The 14,905-nt window shown below is 69.9% G+C and carries 14 protein-coding genes; 5 read left to right on the top strand and 9 right to left on the bottom strand.

Annotated elements, in window-relative coordinates:
* Positions 1 to 78: 78 nt before the first annotated feature.
* On the bottom strand, positions 79 to 627 hold the full coding sequence (locus ACTWQE_RS19355; protein ID WP_443330232.1) for an acyl-CoA thioesterase: 549 nt from the start codon (positions 625 to 627) through the stop codon (positions 79 to 81).
* A 128-nt stretch (positions 628 to 755) separates the two neighbouring features.
* Between ACTWQE_RS19355 and ACTWQE_RS19350 the strand changes: the two genes are divergently transcribed.
* On the top strand, positions 756 to 2,024 hold the full coding sequence (locus ACTWQE_RS19350; protein WP_443330231.1) for an LCP family protein: 1,269 nt from the start codon (positions 756 to 758) through the stop codon (positions 2,022 to 2,024).
* A 166-nt stretch (positions 2,025 to 2,190) separates the two neighbouring features.
* Here ACTWQE_RS19350 and ACTWQE_RS19345 read toward each other — a convergent pair whose 3' ends face one another.
* From ACTWQE_RS19345 to ACTWQE_RS19335, 3 genes are all read right to left on the bottom strand, one after another.
* The gene (locus ACTWQE_RS19345; RefSeq protein ID WP_443330230.1) at positions 2,191 to 2,664 is read right to left on the bottom strand and encodes a nuclear transport factor 2 family protein; all 474 of its coding nucleotides are present in this window, start codon (positions 2,662 to 2,664) and stop codon (positions 2,191 to 2,193) included.
* Between the two features lie 95 nt (positions 2,665 to 2,759).
* The gene (locus ACTWQE_RS19340) at positions 2,760 to 3,020 is read right to left on the bottom strand and encodes a hypothetical protein (RefSeq protein ID WP_443330229.1); all 261 of its coding nucleotides are present in this window, start codon (positions 3,018 to 3,020) and stop codon (positions 2,760 to 2,762) included.
* A 370-nt stretch (positions 3,021 to 3,390) separates the two neighbouring features.
* A complete protein-coding gene (locus ACTWQE_RS19335; RefSeq protein WP_443330228.1) occupies positions 3,391 to 4,563 on the bottom strand; it encodes an acyl-CoA dehydrogenase in 1,173 nt (390 codons plus the stop codon).
* 163 nt (positions 4,564 to 4,726) lie between these two features.
* Here ACTWQE_RS19335 and ACTWQE_RS19330 point away from each other — a divergent pair, with 163 nt between their 5' ends.
* Positions 4,727 to 6,070: a UDP-glucose dehydrogenase family protein gene (locus tag ACTWQE_RS19330; protein WP_443330227.1), complete on the top strand. Its 1,344-nt coding sequence runs from the start codon at positions 4,727 to 4,729 to the stop codon at positions 6,068 to 6,070.
* Positions 6,071 to 6,281: 211 nt separating this feature from the next.
* Here ACTWQE_RS19330 and ACTWQE_RS19325 read toward each other — a convergent pair whose 3' ends face one another.
* The 3 genes from ACTWQE_RS19325 to ACTWQE_RS19315 are packed head-to-tail and all read right to left on the bottom strand — an operon-like array spanning position 6,282 to position 9,319.
* On the bottom strand, positions 6,282 to 7,475 hold the full coding sequence (locus ACTWQE_RS19325; RefSeq protein ID WP_443330226.1) for a dipeptidase: 1,194 nt from the start codon (positions 7,473 to 7,475) through the stop codon (positions 6,282 to 6,284).
* A 10-nt stretch (positions 7,476 to 7,485) separates the two neighbouring features.
* Positions 7,486 to 8,064: a 5-(carboxyamino)imidazole ribonucleotide mutase gene (purE, locus tag ACTWQE_RS19320; protein ID WP_443330225.1), complete on the bottom strand. Its 579-nt coding sequence runs from the start codon at positions 8,062 to 8,064 to the stop codon at positions 7,486 to 7,488.
* Positions 8,065 to 8,092: 28 nt separating this feature from the next.
* Positions 8,093 to 9,319 (bottom strand): 5-(carboxyamino)imidazole ribonucleotide synthase, encoded by a 1,227-nt coding sequence (locus ACTWQE_RS19315; RefSeq protein WP_443330247.1) that lies wholly within the window; start codon positions 9,317 to 9,319, stop codon positions 8,093 to 8,095.
* Between the two features lie 151 nt (positions 9,320 to 9,470).
* Between ACTWQE_RS19315 and ACTWQE_RS19310 the strand changes: the two genes are divergently transcribed.
* Complete coding sequence (locus ACTWQE_RS19310; RefSeq protein WP_443330224.1) at positions 9,471 to 9,995, top strand: GtrA family protein; 525 nt, start codon at positions 9,471 to 9,473, stop codon at positions 9,993 to 9,995.
* 131 nt (positions 9,996 to 10,126) lie between these two features.
* Here ACTWQE_RS19310 and ACTWQE_RS19305 read toward each other — a convergent pair whose 3' ends face one another.
* The gene (locus ACTWQE_RS19305; RefSeq protein ID WP_443330223.1) at positions 10,127 to 11,389 is read right to left on the bottom strand and encodes an ATP-binding protein; all 1,263 of its coding nucleotides are present in this window, start codon (positions 11,387 to 11,389) and stop codon (positions 10,127 to 10,129) included.
* A 180-nt stretch (positions 11,390 to 11,569) separates the two neighbouring features.
* Positions 11,570 to 12,250: a response regulator transcription factor gene (locus ACTWQE_RS19300; RefSeq protein ID WP_443330222.1), complete on the bottom strand. Its 681-nt coding sequence runs from the start codon at positions 12,248 to 12,250 to the stop codon at positions 11,570 to 11,572.
* A 406-nt stretch (positions 12,251 to 12,656) separates the two neighbouring features.
* On the opposite strand from ACTWQE_RS19300, the gene ACTWQE_RS19295 reads away from it, so the two are divergent.
* Together ACTWQE_RS19295 and ACTWQE_RS19290 are read left to right on the top strand one after the other, a co-directional pair.
* Complete coding sequence (locus tag ACTWQE_RS19295) at positions 12,657 to 14,183, top strand: peptide MFS transporter (RefSeq protein WP_443330221.1); 1,527 nt, start codon at positions 12,657 to 12,659, stop codon at positions 14,181 to 14,183.
* Between the two features lie 462 nt (positions 14,184 to 14,645).
* The gene (locus ACTWQE_RS19290; protein WP_443330220.1) at positions 14,646 to 14,849 is read left to right on the top strand and encodes a cold-shock protein; all 204 of its coding nucleotides are present in this window, start codon (positions 14,646 to 14,648) and stop codon (positions 14,847 to 14,849) included.
* Positions 14,850 to 14,905: the final 56 nt, after the last annotated feature.

The raw sequence follows: 14,905 nt of genomic DNA, 5'->3' as shown, positions 1-14,905 counted from the left end.
GCGTCAGGCGCGCGAGCCTCCCCCGCCCCTATGTCCCCGGATCCCGGGCCCCGGGCTCCCGGCAGAGTCCTCGATGCCTCAGTCCTCGATGCCCTCGGCCGCCCGCTTCCGGCGGAGCTCCTTGATGGCACGGCGGCGGGCGAGCCGGTGTGTACGCCGGATCTGCGCCTCCTGGTAGCGCCGCTTGTCCTGCTCGGTCTCGGGCAGCACGGGCGGTACGGGGCGCGGCTTGCCGTCGGCGTCGACCGCCGCGAAGACGAGATAGGCGCTGCCGACCTGGGAAGCCGGCGTGGATTCGTTCCAGCGCTCGGCCAGCACCCGGACGCCGACCTCCATCGAGGACCGGCCGGTCCAGTTCACCTGAGCCTTCACATGGACGAGATCCCCGACCCGGACGGGCTCCAGGAAGACCATCTCGTCCATGGACGCCGTGACCGCCGGCCCGCCCGAGTGCCGCCCGGCGACGGCACCCGCCGCGTCGTCCACCAACTTCATGATCACGCCACCGTGGACGGTGCCGAGGAGATTGGTGTCACTCCCCGTCATGATGTGCGACAGAGTGGTACGGGAAGCGGAGGTGGGCTTGCCCGGAATCTCAGCTTCCGGGCGATGGGCCTGGTCAGTCATGCCGTCCACCCTATGCGGGCATCCGCCCCGACCCCGCCCTCTCCCCTTTGCATCAGGTCTGCTACAGCGGCGGTGCGATTCGCCACTCGGCCTGTATCGGAGGCGGCCGGGAAGGCACACTTCCCTCTATGAATGATTGGCCCCAGGGATGGACCGGCGACAGCAGGGACGGTTACGGGCGCGGTAGCGCCAGTGCCCGGCCCGAGTCAGCGCGCGCCATGCGCCGTGTGCAGCGTGGCGGCGGTGGCTACGGCGGTCAGCAGTACGCGGAGCCGGCGCTGCCGCCGCAGATGTCGCCGCACCGCGGTGGCATCCCGGGCCAGCGGGGCTATGACGACTACGACGACGGCTACAACACGGGCCAGGTCTACGGCGGTGGCGGCGGGCGCGGCGGCGATCCGTACGGCCGCCCGGCGCCGAACTGGCGCCGCCGCTTCAAGATAGGCACGATCACTCTGCTGGTCGTCGCCCTGGCAGCCTCCCTCACCACCTACTTCTGGGCCGACTCCAAGCTCAAGCGTGAGGTGGATCTCAGCAAGGTGATCGAGCGGCCGGAGACGGGCGACGGCACCAACTACCTGATCGTCGGCTCCGACAGCCGCGAGGGCATGACCGCCGAGGAGAAGAAGAGGCTCCGCACCGGGTCCGCCGAGGGCAAGCGCACCGACTCGATGATGATCCTCCACGTCGGTAGCAACGGATCCACCATGATCTCGCTGCCGCGCGACTCGGACGTGGAGATTCCCTCCTTCCGCGGCTCCGACTCCGGCAAGCTGTTCCCGGCGGAGGGACGGCACACCAAGCTCAACGCGGCCTACTCGGAGGACGGCCCGGAGCTGCTGGTCCGCACCGTCGAGTCCAACACCGGACTGCACATCGACCACTACGCGGAGATCGGTTTCGGCGGCTTCGCCAAGATCGTCGACGCGGTGGGCGGCGTCGAGATGAACATCCCCAAGGGCTTCAAGGACGAGAAGTCCGGTGCTGACTTCACGTCGGGCAAGCAGACCCTGGACGGCCAGCAGGCCCTCGCCTTCGTCCGTACCCGCTACGCCCTGCCGGGCAGCGACCTCGACCGTACGAAGAACCAGCAGAAGTTCCTGTCGGCTCTCGCGAACCAGACCGCGACACCGTCGACCGTGCTCAACCCCTTCAAGCTCTACCCCACGATGGGCGCGGGCCTGGACACCCTCGTGGTCGACAAGGACATGGGCCTGTTCGACCTGGCCGAGATGTTCTGGGCGATGAAGGGCGTCTCGGGCGGCGAGGGCAAGCAGATGAACATGCCGGTCTCGGGCAACAGCGCCAACGGCAACCTCCAGTGGGACAGGGCCAAGGTCAAGCAGCTCGTGAACGAGCTCAAGAACGACGAGAAGGTCACTGTCTCCAGCGACTGACCTCAGCGCTTGCCGCAAGCGACCGGGCCCCCGCCGATATGCGCGATATCGGGCGGGGGCCCGTCGCGTGGACAGGGGCCTGTCCGGTGGATCTCCGCCCTGCGGTCAGGTGATCGGCGGCTTCCGCCCGTGGGCCCGGCTCCCCGCTCCCGGGGAGATCGCGGGATCATGACCTGGCCCCGGTGAGCTCCGGGGGCAGTACGGGCGGCGTGCCCTGTGTCCAGGTGATGTGCAGGTCGGCGCGGTGCAGCCGCCAGCCGTCGGCGGTCCGCACCAAGGCGTTGTCCGCGCGGCCGGCGGAGATGAAGACGTCTTCGCCGCCGACGAGTACATGGGTGCTGAGCTGGTGCGCGCGCAGGAGCGCCCGATCGCCGTCCACCTCGATGACGTAGTCCGAGCCGACGTGCACGGTGCGGTCGAAGAGGCTCATGGCCGTGCGGACGTTCTCCAGAACGGCGTTGCGCCCCTGGACCTTTCCCGCGGGGGTCGCGGTGCTCGCGTCCTCGGTGAAGAACCTCGCGGCCCACGCCTCGTCGAACTCCCGGTCGTCGAGGGAGTGCAGATAGCGACCGAACAAGTCGGCGATCTCGGAACGGTCGGTCAGAGCCCTGATGTCGGCGTGCAGTGTCTCGATGTCCATGCGACGAGCCTCACCCCTCAAGTTGACTTGAGGTCAAGCCCCGGGAGCGCACCGTACGACCCCACGCGAAGCGGCCGTGTCACCCCTCGTGCGCCCTACTCCACGCAGTGCGCGCTGTATTCGTTCTGGTAGGCGTCGCGTTGCGAGATATCCGACTCCAGCTCGCGTTCCAGCAGTTCTGTCCGCTCCTCCAACGACGCAATGAGCTGGAGGTCCGGTTGGGGCCGGCCCTGCAACTCGGCGATCCGTTCCCGCAGAAATCCGATGTGGTCCAACTTGGACTCGATCTGCTGCTGGATGTACTCGATCGCTTCTTTCATCATCGTGCATGCCGAGCGGATTCCGGTCTGCGTCATCGCGGCCCTCCTTGGATGCACCCCCCGCAGCCCCGCACCCAGCCCCCGGGCGCCCGTTCTGTCCAACGTAAGCCCGGCCGGACACCCCGGCAACCGCACGCTTCCCCGTCGCGTCGGGACAGTTCGCCGCGCCGGAAGGGAGCACAGGCCGCAAGGTGACGGGATGTCAGGAGTACGTCGGGCGAGCGCACGTATCCCCCGCTCTCCGGCATGCGCTGGTTCATCCACCCCGACGCGCCCGTACGGCGGAACGTCGACCGAGCCCGTGGGGATCCGTCACGGTCCGGTCAGGCAGTCGAAGCACCGAAGAAGCCCCGGCCGGTGACCGGGGCTTCTTGATTCTCTCGGCAGGAGCAGTGCTCCGGGAGCTCTACGGCAGGTTGCGCGCCATCACGATGCGCTGGACCTGGTTCGTGCCCTCGTAGATCTGGGTGATCTTGGCGTCGCGCATCATGCGCTCCACCGGGTAGTCGCGGGTGTACCCGTAGCCGCCGAGCAGCTGGACCGCGTCCGTGGTGATCTCCATGGCGGCGTCCGAGGCATAGCACTTGGCGGCCGCCCCGAAGAAGGTCAGATCGGCGTCGAGGCGCTCGGACTTCGCGGCCGCCGCGTAGGTGAGCTGACGAGCGGCCTCGAGCTTCATCGCCATGTCGGCGAGCATGAACTGGACGCCCTGGAAGTCCGCGATCGGCTTGCCGAACTGCTTGCGCTCCTGGACGTAGCCCTTGGCGTAGTCGAGCGCCCCCTGGGCGATGCCGAGCGCCTGCGCGGCGATGGTGATGCGGGTGTGGTCGAGGGTCTTCATCGCGGTGGCGAAGCCGGTGCCCTCCTCGCCGATCATGCGGTCCGCGGGGATCCGGACGTTGTCGAGGTAGACCTCACGGGTCGGCGAGCCCTTGATACCGAGCTTCTTCTCCGGGGCGCCGAAGGAGACCCCCTCGTCCGACTTCTCGACGACGAAGGCGGAGATGCCCTTCGTCCGCTTCTCCGGGTCGGTCACGGCCATGACCGTGTAGTACTCGCTGACACCGGCGTTGGTGATCCAGCGCTTCACGCCGTTCAGGACGTAGTGGTCACCGTCACGGACCGCCTTGGTCTTCATGCCGCCCGCGTCCGAGCCCGCGTCCGGCTCCGACAGGCAGTACGAGAACATCGCGTCGCCCTGGGCGAGCGGCCCCAGGTACTTCTTCTTCAGGTCCTCGGAGCCCGACAGGACGACCGGGAGGGATCCGAGCTTGTTCACGGCCGGTATGAGGGAGGAGGACGCACAGACACGCGCCACCTCCTCGATGACGATCACGGTCGCCAGTGCGTCCGCGCCCGCGCCGCCGTACGACTCGGGTACGTGGACGGCGTGCAGATCGGATGCCACCAGGGCGTCGAGGGCCTCCTGCGGAAAGCGGCCCTCCTCGTCGACCTCGGCGGCGAACGGCGCAATCTTCGTCTCCGAGAGCGCACGCACCGTGTCGCGGAGCATGTCGTGCTCCTCGGACGGCCGATAGAGGTCAAAATCAGTCGCTGTGCCGTTCCCCGAGGGCGCCACGGTGTCCTCACTCCCAAAAATGCTAACTACCGTTAAGTAACTCAATTCTAGGGGCGGAGCCCCGCCGGGCATAGGTGAGCTTGCCGACAGCGGGCCCCATGCCCGGTCACGGTCCCGACTATGCTCGGGCCCGCAGTCCAGCCCGTACGACCATGGAGCACACATGGCCCCGAAGATCACCGTGATCGGCACCGGATACCTCGGTGCCACCCATGCCGCCGCCATGGCGGAGCTGGGCTTCGAGGTGCTGGGGCTGGACATCCTCCCCGAGAAGGTCGAGATGCTCTCGGCGGGCCGGGTGCCGATGTACGAGCCCGGGCTGGAGGAGCTGCTGCGCCGGCACGTCGCGGGCCTGGAGGGCTCCAGCGGGCGGCTGCGCTTCACCACGTCGTACGCGGAGGCCGGCGAGTTCGGGGACATTCACTTCGTCTGTGTGAACACACCGCAGAAGCACGGCGAGTACGCCTGTGACATGAGCTTCGTGGACAGCGCCTTCGAGTCGCTGGCCCCGCATCTGCACCGGCCCGCGCTGGTGGTCGGCAAGTCCACCGTGCCGGTCGGCAGCGCGGCGCGGCTGTCCGCCCGCCTCGCGGAGCTGGCCCCCGTCGGCCCGGACGCCGAGCTGGCCTGGAACCCGGAGTTCCTGCGCGAGGGCTTCGCCGTCGACGACACCCTGCGCCCCGACCGGATCGTGGTCGGCGTCACGAGCGAGCACGCGGAGAAGCAGCTGCGCGAGGTCTATGCGACGCCCATCACGGAGGGCTCGCCGTTCGTCGTCACCGACTTCCCGACCGCCGAGCTGGTCAAAACCTCCGCGAACTCCTTCCTCTCCACCAAGATCTCCTTCATCAACGCGATGGCGGAGGTCTGCGAGGCGGCCGACGGCGATGTGGTGAAGCTCGCGGAGGCCATCGGCTACGACGAGCGGATCGGGAAGAAGTTCCTGCGGGCCGGGATCGGATTCGGCGGCGGCTGCCTGCCCAAGGACATCCGGGCCTTCATGGCCCGGGCGGGCGAGCTGGGCGCCGACCAGGCCCTGACGTTCCTGCGCGAGGTCGACTCGATCAATATGCGCAGCCGTGGGCGCATGGTGGAGCTGGCCCGCGAGGCCGTGGGCGGCGGCAGCTTCCTGGGCAAGCGGGTGGCGGTGCTCGGCGCGGCGTTCAAGCCGGACTCCGACGACGTGCGGGACTCCCCCGCGCTCAATGTCGCCGGGCAGATCCACCTCCAGGGCGGCCAGGTCACGATCTACGACCCCAAGGCCATGGAGAACGCCCGCCGTCTCTTTCCCACGCTCGGCTACGCCCCGACGGCGCTGGACGCGGCGCACGGGGCGGATGTGGTGCTGCATCTGACCGAGTGGCGCGAGTTCCGCGACCTCGACGCGGCGGCGCTGGGCGAGGTCGTCGCGGAGCGGCGGATGCTGGACGGGCGCAACGCACTGGACCCGGAGCGGTGGCGCGAGGCGGGCTGGACGTACCGGGCCCTCGGGCGTCCGCGCGCCTGACCTCAGGGGCCCGTACGGGACGTACGGTCTGGCCCCGGGGACCGGACGGGACGTACGACCTGGCCCGGGACCGTGCGAGCGGCAGGGGCCCTGGTCCGTTCCGGCGCGCCTGACCCACCCGGGACCGCTCCCGCTTCCGCCCCCCGCGGGCCGGGGAACCCGGGCCCAGGAGCCCGGAGGCCGTCAGCCCTCCACCGTGAGCCCCCGGCCCTCAGCCGTCGAGCTGTTCGATGGTCGCGTTCGAGGGGCGGCATCGCGGGTCCGCCTGGAGGCCGCGCGCGACGTCCTCCGCCGCCCGGAGCGTACGGACCGCGTTCTCCCAGGTCAGCTTGGCCAGGTCGGACGATGACCAGCCTCGGAGCAGCAGCTCGGCGATCAGGTGGGGATAGCCCGCGACGTCCTCGAGGCCGTCGGGGGTGAAAGCGGTGCCGTCGTAGTCGCCGCCGATGCCGATGTGGTCGATGCCCGCGACCTCGCGCATATGGTCGAGGTGGTCGGCGACGGTGGCGGCGGTGGCGACCGGCCTCGGGTGGGCGGCCTCGAAGGCGCGCTGGACCCTCATACCGGCCCCGGTGGTGTCGAGCGGGTGCAGTCCGTGGGCGCGCATGTTCTCGTCGGCGGCCTGGGTCCACTCGATCGCCGCGGGGAGGATGAACTTGGGCACGAAGGTGGCCATCGCCACACCGCCGTTGGCGGGGAGCAGGGCCAGGACGTCGTCGGGGATGTTGCGGGGGTGGTCGCAGACGGCGCGTGCAGAGGAGTGCGAGAAGACCACCGGTGCCGAGGTGACGCGCAGTGCGTCGCGCATCGTGCCCGCCGAGACATGCGAGAGGTCCACGAGCATGCCGGTGCGGTTCATCTCGCGGACGACCTCCTCGCCGAAGCGGGTGAGGCCGCCCGCCTGGGGCTCGTCGGTCGCCGAGTCCGCCCACGGGATGTTGTCGTTGTGGGTGAGCGTCATATAGCGGACGCCGAGGTCGTGAAAGGCGCGCAGGGTGGCGAGCGAGCAGTTGATGCTGTGGCCGCCCTCGGCACCCGTGAGGGATGCGATACGGCCCTCGGCGCGGGCGGCCTCCATGTCGTCGGCGGTGAGCGCCCGGCGCAGGTCGGCGGGGTAACGGTCGACCAACTGCCCGACGACGTCGATCTGTTCGAGGGTGGCGCTGACGGCCGCGTCCCCGGTCAGGTCCGTACGGACGTACACCGACCAGAACTGCGCGCCGACGCCGCCCGCCCGCATCCGGGGCAGGTCCGTGTGGAGATGGGCGCTCTGGTCGGTGGCGATGTCGCGCCGGTCGATGTCGTAGCGGACCTGCTCGCGCAACGCCCAGGGCAGGTCGTTGTGGCCGTCGACGACGGGGTGGGCGGCCAGGAGTTCGCGGGCCCGGGCGAGGTGGTCGGTCATGGACGGCGGCCTACTTGCCGAAGCCGAAGCCGGCGCTGCCGTCGACCTTGGCCCGCAGCCGCTTGCCCTTCTCGGTGGCCTGGTCGTTCAGGTCGCTCTGGAACTGCCGCATACGGTCGCGGAGTTCATCGTCGTGCGCGGCGAGCATCCGGACGGCGAGCAGGCCCGCGTTACGGGCACCGGCGACGGAGACCGTGGCGACCGGGACGCCCGCCGGCATCTGGACGATGGAGAGCAGGCTGTCCATGCCGTCGAGGTGCTTCAGCGGTACGGGGACGCCGATCACCGGGAGCGGGGTCACCGAGGCGAGCATGCCGGGCAGATGGGCGGCGCCGCCCGCGCCCGCGATGATCGCTCTGAGACCGCGGTCCGCCGCCTGCTCGCCGTAGGTGATCATCTCGCGGGGCATCCGGTGGGCGGAGACGACGTCGACCTCGTAAGGCACCTCGAACTCGTCGAGCGCCTCGGCAGCGGCCTCCATCACCGGCCAGTCGGAGTCGGAACCCATCACGATGCCGATGAGAGCGGAGGGACGCGCGTCAGCGCCCGTACCGGGTCGGTCGCCGGGTGACGGGCGGGCACTGCTCATCTCTGGGCTCTCCTCTTCGGCCGCGGGACTACTCAACGATGATCCCGCGCAGATAGTCGGCGGCATGCCGGGCGCGCTCGCGGACGTCGGCCAATTCGTCGCCGTAGGTGTTGACATGCCCGACCTTACGGCCCGGCTTCACGTCCTTGCCATACATATGGATCTTCAGCTGCGGGTCCCGGGCCATGCAGTGGAGATAGGCGCCGTACATGTCGGGGTAGTCACCGCCGAGGACATTGGCCATGACGGTCCATGGGGCGCGCGGACGGGGGTCGCCGAGCGGGAGGTCGAGGACGGCCCGCACATGGTTGGCGAACTGGGAGGTGACGGCGCCGTCCTGGGTCCAGTGACCGGAGTTGTGCGGACGCATCGCGAGCTCGTTGACGAGGATCCGCCCATCGCGGGTCTCGAACAGCTCGACCGCGAGATGGCCGACCACGCCGAGCTCCTTGGCGACGGTCAGGGCCAGCTGCTGCGCCTGGACGGACAGCTCCTCCGGCAGGCCTGGCGCGGGGGCGATCACGGTGTCGCAGACCCCGTCGACCTGGATGGACTCCACGACGGGGTAGGCGACGGCCTGCCCGTGCGGGGACCGTACGACGTTGGCCGCCAGCTCCCGGACGAAGTCGACCTTCTCCTCGGCCAGGACCGGGACTCCCGCCTTGAAGGCCGCTCCACCGGACTCGGGCAGCCTCGCCTCTTCCGCGCTGCCGACGATCCAGACGCCCTTGCCGTCGTATCCGCCGCGCACGGTCTTGAGGACGACCGGGAAGCCGTCCCCCGGCCCGCCTCCGAGGCCTTCGGAAGCGAACCGCACGACATCGTCGGGATCCGACACGATCCGGTGGCGGGGGCAGGGCACGCCGATCTCCGTGAGCCTCGCCCGCATCACGCCCTTGTCCTGGGCGTGCACCAGCGCGTCGGGGCCGGGGCGCACGGGAACGCCCTCCGCCTCCAGCGCCCGCAGATGCTCGGTGGGCACATGCTCGTGATCGAAGGTGATCACATCGCAGCCTTGTGCGAACGCACGAAGCGTCTCCAGGTCGCGATAGTCGCCAACGACGACCTCGTTCACGACCTGGGCCGCAGAGTCCTGCGGGGTGTCGCTGAGGAGCTTGAACTTCAGGCCGAGGGGGATGCCCGCCTCATGGGTCATACGGGCGAGCTGGCCGCCGCCGACCATGCCGACTACCGGGAACGTCACCCACCCAGAGTATCCGGCGGCCGGAGCGGACCTCACCCACCCTTGGAGGATCCTCCGACGGCGGGGGTGGTTCCGCTTGCGCTCATTTCCGTGCGGTACGGGCGCTTCGGCGCTGTCCGAGCGGCGCGACGAGGGGCCGCTGGTTAGCATGAGGAGGCCGGGCCAAGCCGATCAACGCCAACAACGGAGCCAGACGATCACCATGAGTGAACGGCGCACACTACGTTCGCGGCTGCAGCAGCTGGCCCGCGAACTCGCCAAATTCGGGACGGTCGGCGCCGTCGGCTTCCTGGTCAACTTCGTGGTCTTCAACCTGTGCGTCCACGCCTTCGGCCTGGCGGTGGTCCGCTCCGGGGTGATCGCCACGATCATCGCGATCGGCACCAACTACATCGGCAACCGCTACTGGACCTACCGGAGCTGCGACAAGTCCCGGCGCAGCCGTGAGCTCTCGCTCTTTCTGCTGTTCAGCGGGATCGGACTGATCATCGAGAACGGCATCCTGGCCCTCTCGCACTACGGCTTCGGGTTCACCTCGACGGTCGCCGACAACGTGGCGAAGAACGTCATCGGGCTCGGCATCGGCACGGCGTTCCGCTTCTGGTCGTACCGCACGTGGGTGTTCCGGGCGCAGCCCGCGCGTGAGGCGGTCGAGACCGCTGAATCGTTCCTGGAGGAGGACGCTCTGCTGTCCGACCCCACGTACCGGGTGAACCGGCTGAAGTAGCGCGGCGGACCGCCCTCCGGTTCCGCGGTCCGGCAGACCGCCTCACCCCCGGTCCACACCATGCTTCCCGCCCGTCCGCACCCCGCCGCGTGCCCGGTCCGCACCCCACCTCACGCCCGTCCGCTCCCGCCTCACGCCGGTCCGCTGCCCGTCTCATGCTGGTCCGCCTCGCGGCTCAGGAAGAGCGCGAACACCGGCGGGTGCTGCTGGAGCAGCTCCAGACGGCCGCCGTCCGCCTCCGCCAGATCCCGGGCCACCGCCAGCCCCAGCCCCGTCGAGTTCCGCCCGCTGACCGTGCGTTCGAAGACCCGAGCCCCCAGGTCCGGCGGTACGCCCGGGCCCGCGTCCGTCACCTCCACGACCACCTGGTTGCCGGTGACCCGCGTCCGGATGGCCACCGGGCCCGCGCCGTGCATCAGTGAGTTCTCGATGAGCGTCGCCAGCACCTGCGCGACCGCACCCGGGGTGCCCACCGCCCGTAGCCCCTTCTTGCCCGAAAAGACAATGTCCCGCCCGGCGCTCCGGGAGGCGGGCCGCCACTCCTCGATCTGCTGCTTGACCACCTCGTCGAGATCGAAGGCCACCGCGGATCCGGTACGCGGATCCCGTGCGTTGGTCAGCAGCCGCTGCACCACGTCCGTGAGCCGCTCGACCTGCCCGAGGGCGATCGTCGCCTCCTCCTTGACCGTCTCCAGCTCATCGGTCCCGGAGATTTCCTCCAACCGCATGGAGAGCGCCGTGAGCGGTGTACGGAGCTGGTGGGAGGCGTCCGCGGCGAGCCGTCTCTCCGCCGTGAGCATGCGGCCGATACGGTCCGCGCTGGCGTCGAGAACGTCCGCGACCCGGTCCAGCTCCGGCACGCCGTACCGCCTGTGCCGCGGCCTCGGGTCGCCGGAGCCGAGCCGCTCGGCCGTCTCCGCGAGGTCGGTGAGCGGCGCGGTCAGCCGGTGCGCCTGGCGTACGGCGAGCAGCACCGCGGCGACGACGGCGAGCAGCGCGACCGCGAGAATGATCAGAAGAGTGCGGCCGATCTCCTCACTGACCGTGTTCGCGGACACCTGGACCGTGACGGTCTCGCCCTCCTCGCCCCTCTGACGGGACTCGATGACGTCGCCCCCGGGCCGCTCGCCGAGCTCGATGGGCTGCCGGCCGGGTACCTCGATCCGGGCGTAGCGCTCGGGAGTGATCTGGTCGCGCAGCACTTCCGTGCTCACCCGCTCACCGCCCAGCAGCCGGCTGTCGACGATGCTGACCAGACGTACGGCCTCGGAGCCGACGCTCTCCCGGGCACTGTTCTCGATCGTGCGGGTTTCCACGATGACGAGGGAGACGCCGAAGACGGCGATGACGACGAGCACCACGGCGAGCGTGGAGTTGATCAGACGGCGGCGCACTGTGCCCTCCGGGCGGGGTCATACGGGTCGGGGCTCCGCGGGAGCGGAGCGCGGCGGGTGTTCCCCGCCACCCGGTACCCGATGATGTCGCATCCCCGGCGTCCGCCGGGCGGGCGCGGCGGGCGGCTGACCGCCACCGGATGCCGCGCCGCCCCTTAATGAGGGCCCGCGGGGCAGGCCTCAGCTCTTCTCGAACCGGAAGCCGACACCTCGCACCGTGGCGATGTAGCGCGGGTTCGCAGCGTCGTCGCCCAGCTTCTTGCGCAGCCAGGAGATATGCATGTCGAGCGTCTTGGTGGACGACCACCACGTGGTGTCCCAGACCTCGCGCATCAGCTGGTCACGGGTGACCACCCGGCCCGCGTCCCGCACCAGCACCCGCAGCAGATCGAACTCCTTCGCCGTGAGCTGCAGCTCCTCCTCGCCCATCCAGGCGCGGTGCGACTCGACGTCGATCCGTACGCCATGGGTGGCGGCCGGCTGCTGCTGGGCCTCGACGGCGCCCCGGCGCAGCAGCGCCCGCACCCGCGCCAGGAGTTCTGCCAGACGGAACGGCTTGGTCACATAGTCGTCGGCGCCCGCGTCGAGGCCGACGACGGTGTCCACCTCGTCGGCCCGGGCGGTGAGGACCAGCACCTGGAAGCCGTGGCCCTCCGTCCGGAGGCGCCGGCAGACCTCGAGACCGTCCATGCCCGGCAGCCCGAGATCGAGGACGAGGAGGTCGACACCTCCCTGGAGGCCGGCGTCCAGTGCGGTGGGCCCGTCCTCCCGCACCTCGACCTCGTATCCCTCACGGCGCAGTGCGCGGGCGAGGGGCTCCGAGATGGATGCGTCATCCTCGGCGAGCAGTACTCGGGTCATGGGGTGATGGTAGTCCGCGCAGGTGGTGGGGCGGGCCGCACTGACGGAGCCGGGCTGCTCGGCCGAACGATCTGTCAGCTGCCCCTCGGACGGGCGCCACGGTCCGGCGTCGTCTGTGATCCCTCGCCCAAGTCCGTCCGCATACGGCTCCGGTGTGACGTATGGTTTTGAGGCGTCCATAGCACCACCGAGGGACCTTTGGCACGTACGACACGCCGAGGGTCCTTTTTGGTGCCGGGCCGGCATCACCGGCATTGGACAGAGTGAATGACCTGTGGGCCGGGCCCGCGCGCCACAAGCGCGACGGCGTGGCTCCCCGTGTACTTACTTGCTCCGGTGCCGCCTCCCCCCCATTGCGGGCGCGCACCCCACCCGGCGGCGCGTCCCGAGCAAGCAAGGAACCACCATGGCGTCCAGCCTGACGAAGGACGCCGCATCGCAGGAGACCCCTGCCGGCGGCAAGACCTTCTTCGGCCACCCCCGCGGTCTGGCCACTCTCTTCATGACCGAGATGTGGGAGCGTTTCAGCTTCTACGGCATGCGGGCCCTGCTCGTCGTGTACCTCATCTCCGGCGGCCCCGACGCGAAGCCCGGCAGCCAGGGCGGCGGCCTGGCGATGCCCGAGGGCAACGCGGTCGCCATCTACTCCGTGTACCTGGCCATGGTCTATCTGCTGGCCCTGCCCGGCGGCTGGTTCGGCGACCGGGTCTGGGGACCGCGCAGGACGGTGGCCGTCTCCGCCGGCGTCATCATGGCCGGTCATCTGGCGCTGGCCGTGCCCGGCCGGGCCATGTTCTTCGTCGGACTGGGTCTCGTCGCCCTCGGCTCGGGTCTGCTGAAGGCCAATATCTCGACGATGGTGGGCCACCTCTACAACGGTCCGCAGGACCCGCGCCGTGACGGCGGCTTCACCATCTTCTACATGGGGATCAACCTCGGTGCCTTCGCGGCCCCGCTGGTGATCGGCACCGTCGGCCAGAGCGTCAGCTGGCATCTGGGCTTCGCACTCGCCGCCCTCGGCATGGGACTGGGTCTGGTCCAGTTCCTCATCGGCTCCCGGCATCTGAGCGACCGCAGCAGCGTGGTCCCGACGCCGCTGTCGGCCGAGGAGCGCAACGCCACCCTGCGCAAGGGACTGCTCTGGCTCGTCGTCGCCACCGTGTTCTACGGCGCCGTCGCCCTCAGCGGCAGCTTCACCCTCAACTGGGCGCTTGTTCCCATCACCTTGCTCGGCCTGGTCATTCCCACCGCGGTCCTGGTCCGCATCAAGCGCGACAAGGAACTGACCGCCGCCGAGCAGACCAGGATGAGCGGCTACATCTGGTTCTTCGTCGCGGCGGCGGCCTTCTGGATGATCTACGACCAGGGCGGCTCCACCATGGCCGCCTTCGCCGAGACCAGGACCGCGGACACGCTGCTCGGGATGAGCTTCCCGTCCTCCTGGTTCCAGTCCCTGAACCCGCTGTTCGTCATGGCGCTGGCCCCGGTCTTCGCCTGGCTGTGGCTGTGGCTGGCGCGGCGGGACCGGGAGCCGAGCACCACGGTGAAGTTCGCTCTGGCCCTGGTGTTGATCGGCGCCTCGTTCTTTGTGTTCGTCGCGCCGATGATCATGGTCGGGGACGGTACGAAGGCCAGCCCGATGTGGCTGGTCTCGATCTACATGCTCCAGACCATCGGTGAGCTGTGCCTCTCGCCGGTCGGCCTGTCGGTGACCACCAAGATGGCGCCCGCCAAGTACGCGAGCCAGATGATGGGGGTCTGGTTCCTGGCCGTCACCGCGGGCGACTGCGTCACCGGGCTGCTCTCCCTCGCCGGTGTCGACCTGGGCGGGGCGGGTGTGGTGGCGGCCGAGGCCTCCCTGGCCGCACTGGCCGGGTTCGCGGTCCACCTGTACCGCAAGAAGGTCATGCGGCTGATGGGCGACGTCCACTGACGCGGCCGGCAGGCCGTTGACACGGTCCGTACGCCGCCGGCGCGGTGGGGTGTACGGACGCCGCTGACGTACGGCCGGCGCCAGGCCCCCGGGGCTACGTTCCCCGGGGGCCTGGCGTCCCCCGGGCGGCATTTCCGGGGCCCTGGCGTGCGCGGCCCCAGGACTCCTCGGCCGTATGTGCCGCGGTGTCACGGGCGTGGCGCCGGGTCGCGCGCGTCCTCCGGAACGGCCGTACGTTCCCCTGTGCGCCGGGCGCCGGAGCGCGCGCCCGGGGCACTGCGGCGCCCGTGATAGGCTCACGGAGTTGCAGTTGTGGTACCCATGAACTCTGTGTGCGCCTGGTGGATTGTAATCCCTGGGCGCGCTTTGTTTTTCCGGGCCTGATCCGGAGCGGGGCGATCATCTCGGCGACGCGGAGGCCGCACCGTGCGGCCCCGGCAGTGCCCCACGAAGGAGAAAACTATGGCTTCCGGCACCGTGAAGTGGTTCAACTCGGAGAAGGGCTTCGGCTTCCTGGAGCAGGACGGCGGCGGCCCCGACGTCTTCGCCCACTACTCCAACATCCAGGCCCAGGGCTTCCGTGAGCTCCTCGAGGGCCAGAAGGTCGAGTTCGACGTCACGCAGGGCCCGAAGGGCCCCCAGGCGGAGAACATCCGCCCGGTCTGACGTTCGTCCGACGCTCCCGGCGTCGAGGGCCCGCGCCACGGTGCGGGCCCTTCCGC

Origin of the sequence: Streptomyces sp. 8N706 (assembly GCF_052245415.1) — a bacterium.
Taxonomy (GTDB): domain Bacteria; phylum Actinomycetota; class Actinomycetes; order Streptomycetales; family Streptomycetaceae; genus Streptomyces.
Note: the sequence above shows the minus strand (reverse complement) of the source record. Positions and strands in the feature narration are given on the sequence as shown.

Excerpts from the sequence above, each read along its gene's own strand:
- purE (WP_443330225.1), bottom strand. The coding sequence starts at position 8,064 with ATGAGCAGTGCCCGCCCGTCACCCGGCGACCGACCCGGTACGGGCGCT.
- ACTWQE_RS19350 (WP_443330231.1), top strand. The coding sequence starts at position 756 with ATGAATGATTGGCCCCAGGGATGGACCGGCGACAGCAGGGACGGTTAC.
- ACTWQE_RS19345 (WP_443330230.1), bottom strand. The coding sequence starts at position 2,664 with ATGGACATCGAGACACTGCACGCCGACATCAGGGCTCTGACCGACCGT.
- ACTWQE_RS19340 (WP_443330229.1), bottom strand. The coding sequence starts at position 3,020 with ATGACGCAGACCGGAATCCGCTCGGCATGCACGATGATGAAAGAAGCG.
- ACTWQE_RS19325 (WP_443330226.1), bottom strand. The coding sequence starts at position 7,475 with ATGACCGACCACCTCGCCCGGGCCCGCGAACTCCTGGCCGCCCACCCC.
- ACTWQE_RS19310 (WP_443330224.1), top strand. The coding sequence starts at position 9,471 with ATGAGTGAACGGCGCACACTACGTTCGCGGCTGCAGCAGCTGGCCCGC.
- ACTWQE_RS19300 (WP_443330222.1), bottom strand. The coding sequence starts at position 12,250 with ATGACCCGAGTACTGCTCGCCGAGGATGACGCATCCATCTCGGAGCCC.
- ACTWQE_RS19355 (WP_443330232.1), bottom strand. The coding sequence starts at position 627 with ATGACTGACCAGGCCCATCGCCCGGAAGCTGAGATTCCGGGCAAGCCC.
- ACTWQE_RS19330 (WP_443330227.1), top strand. The coding sequence starts at position 4,727 with ATGGCCCCGAAGATCACCGTGATCGGCACCGGATACCTCGGTGCCACC.
- ACTWQE_RS19295 (WP_443330221.1), top strand. The coding sequence starts at position 12,657 with ATGGCGTCCAGCCTGACGAAGGACGCCGCATCGCAGGAGACCCCTGCC.
- ACTWQE_RS19290 (WP_443330220.1), top strand. The coding sequence starts at position 14,646 with ATGGCTTCCGGCACCGTGAAGTGGTTCAACTCGGAGAAGGGCTTCGGC.